7 protein-coding genes are annotated in these 6,571 nt (G+C 42.9%); all 7 read right to left on the bottom strand.

Going from position 1 to position 6,571, the window contains the following annotated elements; all coding sequences use genetic code 11:
- Positions 1 to 40: 40 nt before the first annotated feature.
- The 7 genes from AC1DRQ_RS20280 to AC1DRQ_RS20250 are packed head-to-tail and all read right to left on the bottom strand — an operon-like array spanning position 41 to position 6,571.
- On the bottom strand, positions 41 to 772 hold the full coding sequence (locus AC1DRQ_RS20280; RefSeq protein ID WP_477426573.1) for a DUF4197 domain-containing protein: 732 nt from the start codon (positions 770 to 772) through the stop codon (positions 41 to 43).
- Positions 773 to 811: 39 nt separating this feature from the next.
- Positions 812 to 1,822, bottom strand: a complete 1,011-nt coding sequence (locus AC1DRQ_RS20275; RefSeq protein ID WP_477426572.1) for an inorganic phosphate transporter — start codon at positions 1,820 to 1,822, stop codon at positions 812 to 814.
- 20 nt (positions 1,823 to 1,842) lie between these two features.
- A complete protein-coding gene (locus AC1DRQ_RS20270; protein ID WP_076371689.1) occupies positions 1,843 to 2,493 on the bottom strand; it encodes a DUF47 domain-containing protein in 651 nt (216 codons plus the stop codon).
- Positions 2,494 to 2,541: 48 nt separating this feature from the next.
- Positions 2,542 to 3,606, bottom strand: a complete 1,065-nt coding sequence (locus tag AC1DRQ_RS20265; RefSeq protein ID WP_429398796.1) for a sensor histidine kinase — start codon at positions 3,604 to 3,606, stop codon at positions 2,542 to 2,544.
- A 10-nt stretch (positions 3,607 to 3,616) separates the two neighbouring features.
- Complete coding sequence (locus AC1DRQ_RS20260; RefSeq protein ID WP_477426571.1) at positions 3,617 to 4,315, bottom strand: methyltransferase domain-containing protein; 699 nt, start codon at positions 4,313 to 4,315, stop codon at positions 3,617 to 3,619.
- A gap of 18 nt (positions 4,316 to 4,333) precedes the next feature.
- Positions 4,334 to 5,458 (bottom strand): NAD(P)/FAD-dependent oxidoreductase, encoded by a 1,125-nt coding sequence (locus AC1DRQ_RS20255; RefSeq protein ID WP_477426570.1) that lies wholly within the window; start codon positions 5,456 to 5,458, stop codon positions 4,334 to 4,336.
- A 3-nt stretch (positions 5,459 to 5,461) separates the two neighbouring features.
- Entirely contained in the window at positions 5,462 to 6,571 is a 1,110-nt protein-coding gene (locus AC1DRQ_RS20250; RefSeq protein WP_477426569.1) for a type III polyketide synthase, read from the bottom strand.

Raw genomic sequence — 6,571 nt, 5'->3', positions numbered from 1 at the left:
GATCACCATCGCGCTTTTTTGTTTGTGCTGTGGTTCCTTATCAGGATTTTTTCTTCTTATCAGCAAAAGAGAACACTTTTTGCAGTAATGGTGTGGTACGTGCGCCCAAATTTGAGCGGATGTTCAGTTCTTCTTTCGCTATCTCTACAAATAAACCATCAATGGCTTTTTGAGTTACATAATCGCTGATATCGGGATTAAGTTTGGATACGAAAGGTACCTTGTTATATGCAGTGGCTGCATCTGTGTAGTATTTTGTAGCGTTTACTTTATTCAGGCTGCCCTGTATCACCGGTTTAAATTTAATAGATAATTGTGAGGTGGTAGTGCGCTTAAAGTATTGAGTTGCCGCATCCTGGTTACCTAATAAAATGTTGGTGACATCCTGCAGTGTCATTTGCTTAATGGCATCAACAAAAATGGGTTTCGCTTGCTTGGCCGCATCTTCGGCAGCACGGTTAAGTGATAATATCACGTTATCGCATAAACTGTTCAGGCCAAGTCCGCGCAATGTTTTTTCAGCTTTTTGAGCCTCAGGAGGGAAGAGGATTTTAATAGCCGCGTTACCAAAAAAACCATTCAATGCCGATAGTTGGTCAGAGCTTTTGCCAGTGCCAATTTCAAGGGCTTGTTTAAGGCCATTGCCTATCTCTAATGTTGATGGGGTTCCCTGTTGTTGTACAGCTGCCTGTGCTGCCTGGTTCAGTGTATCACAACTGGTTAATGTTATAAACACTAACAAAGAGGTTATTATTAAAATTTTTGATCTCATAAGCGGTTAAAATTATTAAAAAGTTACTGCCACAAAAAATTACCCTATCACCTTTAATAGAGCGAATACGCCACCAGCAATAAGGGCCGATATAGGGATAGTAATGATCCAGGCCCAAACCAGGTTAATAGTTACCCCCCAGCGCACGGCCGAAACCCGCTTGGTTAAGCCTACACCTATAATTGAACCTGTAATAGTATGTGTGGTTGATACCGGAATACCAAATCTTTCGGTAATGAACAGGGTTATGGCACCTGCGGTTTCGGCACTTACACCTTCAAGTGGTGTAACCTTGGTGATTTTTGATCCCATGGTCTTCACGATCTTCCATCCACCCGACATGGTTCCGGCAGCAATAGCCGAATAACAGGCCAGTGGGATCCACTCAGGCATTGGCGCACCGCTTTTAATTACGTTTGATGTAACCAGGGTTACATATAATATACCCATTACCTTTTGCGCATCGTTACCACCATGCGCATAACTCAATGCAGCCGCAGAAACTAATTGCAACCTTTTAAACCAGCGCTCAGCAACGGCAGGCTTTGCCCTTTTACAAATGTGCAGTATGGCAATAGTAACCAGGTAAGCTATGAGCAAACCAATAAACGGCGCTAATACGATATAGGCTACAATGGTTAAAACGTAATGCATTTCAATAGCGTTTAGCGGATTGGCATGCATATAAAGTGCATTGGTCATACCAGCGCCAGCAAAACCACCAATAAGCGTATGGGATGAACTGGAAGGAATCCCGAACCACCAGGTGATCAGGTTCCAGGATATGGCTGCTATTAAACCAGCCAGTATAACGTGAATAGTTACATAATGCTCTAAAACTATTTTTGATACAGTTTGAGCCACAGAGTGTTCCTTTATAAAGAAATAAGCAATAAAGTTAAAGACCGCTGCCCATAACACCGCTTGAAAAGGTGTTAGCACTTTGGTTGATACTATAGTGGCAATGGAGTTGGCTGCATCATGAAAGCCGTTGGTGTAATCAAAAATAAGTGCAAGGGCAATAACAACAACAAGTAGGGAAGTAACCATTTAATGATGATTAGGTATGCTTAAGCGTTTTTAACTAAAATTGATTCCATAACATTTGCTGCATCTTCGCACATATCAGTAGCGGTTTCAAGGGCAGCAAGTATTTCTTTATATTTTATTAGGCGGATAGCATCCTTTTCGTACAGGAACAGATCGGCCACAGCGCGGTCAAAAACATAATCGGCCTGGTTTTCCACGCTGTTTATCCTGATGCATGAATCGGCAATATTACGTACGTTCCTAAGGTCCTTTAGTTCCTTAACCGCTTTTTCCAGGTCAATACTGGCTTGCAATATCAGGTCAGACAGTTTACGGATATGCTCGTTAAAGTCGTCAATTTTGTAAAGGCTCATGCGGTTAGCAGCCCCATGAATATAATCGGCCACATCATCAATCGCTGTAGCTAATGCATGTATGTCTTCGCGATCAAAAGGTGTAATAAAGTTTTTGCCCAGTTCCAGGTATATCTGGTGGGTTAACTCATCGCCCTTATTTTCTAATTTATCAATCTGTTTGTACAGTTCCTCCTGGGTGGCGGGGTTATTGGAGTTAACAGCCTCAACCAATACCGTAGCCATGGTAACTACATTGCTTGCCGCTTGCTCAAATAAAGGAAAAAATATCTTTTTGTCCTTGGGTACAAAATATTGGAATATACTGTTAAGTGACATAATGCTTTAAATTGGGATAAAGGTACGGTTGCTTATGTTAATTTAATGTTAACTTTTTAGCGCTGGTATGTGGGGAAAGGGTAAGGTTTGTTTAACAATTTGCAAGGTAAATCCAAATGTTGAACCAAGCCCTTCGGTGCTGCGCACATTAATAGTTTGCTGGTGGGCTTCAATAATATGTTTTACAATGGCCAGCCCCAACCCCGAGCCGCCAATTTGCCTTGATCTGCTGGTGTCTGTGCGGTAAAAGCGCTCAAACAGACGCGGAAGGAACTTTTCTTCAATACCAATGCCATCATCGGTCACTTCAACTAAAACCTGGTCATGCAATACAAAAAGGCTTACGGAGGTGCTGCCTTCTTCTTTGCCATACTTAAAGGAATTATCAATCAGGTTAACCAGTACCTGCCTTATTTTTTCACGGTCGGCATATACCAGGATGCCTTCATCGTATTTTTGTTTAAATATTAATTTAATATGGTATTGCTTGCCTTTTATCTCCAATGATTCAAAAACCTCTTTAATAAGATCATTGATCTTGAATTTGCTGTAATTGATAGGTATTTCGCCCGATTCAAGTTTAGAGATCTCGTCAAGATCCTTGATCAGATAGCTTAAGCGATCTACATTTTTTGATGCCTTATCCAAAAATTGACGGGCCATTTCGCGGTCGTCAAAATCATCATCCTGCAGGGCTTCAATATAACCCTGTATAGCAAAAAGCGGGGTTTTAAACTCATGCGATATGTTTGACAGAAAGTCGCGGCGGAATTTTTCCTGTTTGCGCAACTCGTCAATTTCTATTTTCTTTTGTTTGGCCCATTCCTTCACTTCCTCTTCCACATCATTAATGGGGTTGGCGCTTACATGCTCGCCCAGTGCATCGCGCAGATCGCGGCCCAGCTTTAAATTGTGAATAAGCTTATAAATAAGTTTTATACGGGAGTAAATGTATTTTTCAATGAGGTAATAAAAAACTACATAGCTGGTAACCAGTGTGGCTACAAAGGTCACCATTACATCATACCACTTATGTTGAAAATAAAAGTTAACAGCTGATAGCGTTATAGCCACGCCCAGGGCGGTTATTAAAACCAGTACACGCAAATTCATATCCGTAAAGTTACGATTTGTAGACAATTAACTGCCAGCGGAATGGCCAATGCCATGTTAAATTATAGTTATCAATTTCTGCATTTTTTAATAAAGCCACTAATTCCCCTTTTTTGAAGGCTCGTTTTACAGAAAGCGGGCCATCATTACGCACCATTTTGTTGCGGGTGAGCATATGGGTTATGGCCATAACGCCATAATACAATAACCAATGCCGGTGCAGATCAGTAATGATGATGCCTTTACGTGCCGATGCCTGCATGTTTTTGATGAGCTTTATCCAGCGTTCATCGTCAAAATGATGGGTAAATAAACTGCTGATGATGATGTCACATGGCCTGATGCGGTCTACATCATCAATAACATCGGCTTGTAAATAGTCAATGTTATTAAGCCCGGCTGATGCTTCACGTGCAAAACTGATGGCCGCCGGTGCTGCATCTACCCCTGTTAATTTTAGCTTTAGGTTATTTTTAGCAGCCCACTTGTTAATGGCAATTAAGGTGTCGCCACCGCCGCAGCCCCAATCGCTTATGGAGTAACTTGTACGCACGGGGAAGTCTTTTAAGGCTTTTATTAAGCTGTTATGCCCGCCAAACCATGCGTTAACCTTGCCTAACCCTATCAAAACGGGTGCGATCTCACTGTTAGGTAGGTCAAAATCGTCCATTATTTCAGCGTCGAAGACACGCATTTTTAAATCAGCCATGCAATAGATACGTTAGACTCATGCAAAAGGTTTGCCGTGTGTTTTACTGATCAAAAAACGGGATACGGCGGGCAGGCCATTTAAAATATTTAAGGTAAGCGCGGTAGTATTGTTATTGCCGAATAAACGCTGCAACTGGCGGCCCACCCACAGGCGCCGGGCAAACTGGCTGTTCCAGCTTTGGGTGTAATCGACTTCAAGGGCTGCACGGGTACTGTCGGTAAATTTACCACGCTGGTAATGGCTGATGATCTTTTCGGACAGTATTTTGGCGGAATGGATGGCCATGGTCATGCCGTTGCCACAAAGTGGGGCTATCATACCGGCGGTATCGCCGCTCATCAGGATATGGTTTTCAACCGGTGCCTTTTTTTCAAAGGAAATCTCGTTGATCACCTCTGGCTTATCCAGTAAAAATTCAGCATTACGGAAAATGTCATCGAGATATGGGTTCTTACGGATCACGTTCTCTTCCAGATCGGGCAGATTGCCATACTTGCGCAGGTCATCGCGGTGGGCCATATAGCACATGCAGTAGCGGTCGCCATCGGTTTTGCTTACGCCACAATAGCCATCTTTATAATTGTTGAGTTGTATCAGATCATCGGGGAAATCCATCCTGACATGAAACTTTACGGCCAGGTACGGACTGCGTTTATAAAAGAATGGTCGTTTTAATTTTTGATCCAGATTGGAGCGTTTGCCAAAGGAACCGATCGCCAATGGAGCAGTTAATACATCGCCAGGGGTAACCACTTCGAAATGATTGCTGATAAAACGAATGTCCTCTACACGGGTATCGGTCATTACATTCACCCCTTCGGCAAGGGCTTTGTGGTAAAGGAAGTTATCAAAAGTAAAACGACTTAAACCAAAGCCCCCCAGATCAAGCTTTTGCGAAAGTTTGGTGCCTGATGCCGCGGTGACCTCCAGCCGATTGATGCGTGCAACATTCAGCGGTTCCAGGTCAATATCCAGTTTACTGAGAAAGGGAATTACCTCGTTAGATATATACTCCCCGCATACACGGTGCATGGGGTAGCTTTTTTTTTCGACGACTGTAACCTGCAAACCGGCCCGGTTAAGCAAAATAGCATTGAATAAACCTGCCAAACCGCCGCCAACTACAATTACATCGCTCATGGGTTAATGCATTTCCAGTATCATGCCCTCAACTGTTAAACCCGGCCCAAAGGCAAAACTCATTATTTTTTGACCATTGAGGTTTTGTGCTGCCAGCATTTTTTGCAACACAAACAATATAGTAGCCGACGACATATTGCCATACTCCTGTAGCGTTTGATAGGCAAAGGCGTTGCTTTCTTCGGGCAGTTCCAATGCTTCCTCAACAGCTTCCAGTATTTTACGGCCACCGGGGTGTACAGCATAAGCGGTGATCTGCCCGGCATCAACCTTAACTTTTTGTAAAAAACGACCCATCAATGCCTTGATATGTTTTTTGATCTGCTTGGAAACCCGCGAGGTGAGTTTCATTTCGAAACCGGTGTTGCCCACATACCAGCCCATATCATCACGGGCCTCGGTTACAAACTCTGTATAAAAGTTTTTTAATGACAGGTATGTTCCCTTACCCAAACGATTAGCGGTGTTTTCGACCAGTACCGCAGCCGCGCCATCACTAAACAACGAGTTGGCCACCCAGTTATCAAGAGTATTATCTTTTTGAAAATGCAGCGTGCAAAGTTCAACACTTACTACAAGTACTTTTGCACTTGGCTCGGCACGGCAAATATAGTCGGCCACTTTTAGGGCGTTTATAGCACCGTAACATCCCATAAAATTAATACAGGTACGCTCAGTATCGCGGTTAAGTTGTAGTTTTTCAACCAGTTCAATATCAATACCCGGGGCATGCATCCCGGTACAGCTAACGGTTATCAGGTGGGTTACCTGCTGTAAAATACCATCTTCAAAGCCAATCAGGCAGTTGTGTACGGCATTAATGGCAATAGCTATGGCTTCCTTTTCGTAAAACTTTAACCGTTTTTGCGTGCCGGGAAAAGGTTCAAGATTGGCAGTTTGTTCAAAAAAAGTGTATTGTGAAGGATCACTGATGCCAAAATCAGGGATCACCGAGTAGCGGTAATCAATACCCGAATGATCATAAATACTTTTAAGCCGCGAAGCATTACTTGTATCCAACCCAAACGCGTTCACCATAAAATGGTAAATGTCATTTTGCGCAATACGGTTGTCGGGATTTGCTATCCCAATAGCACTTATGCAACTATCCAT

The organism is Mucilaginibacter sp. P4_E8, from assembly GCF_056401495.1.
This window is presented reverse-complemented; position numbering and strand designations above follow the sequence as displayed.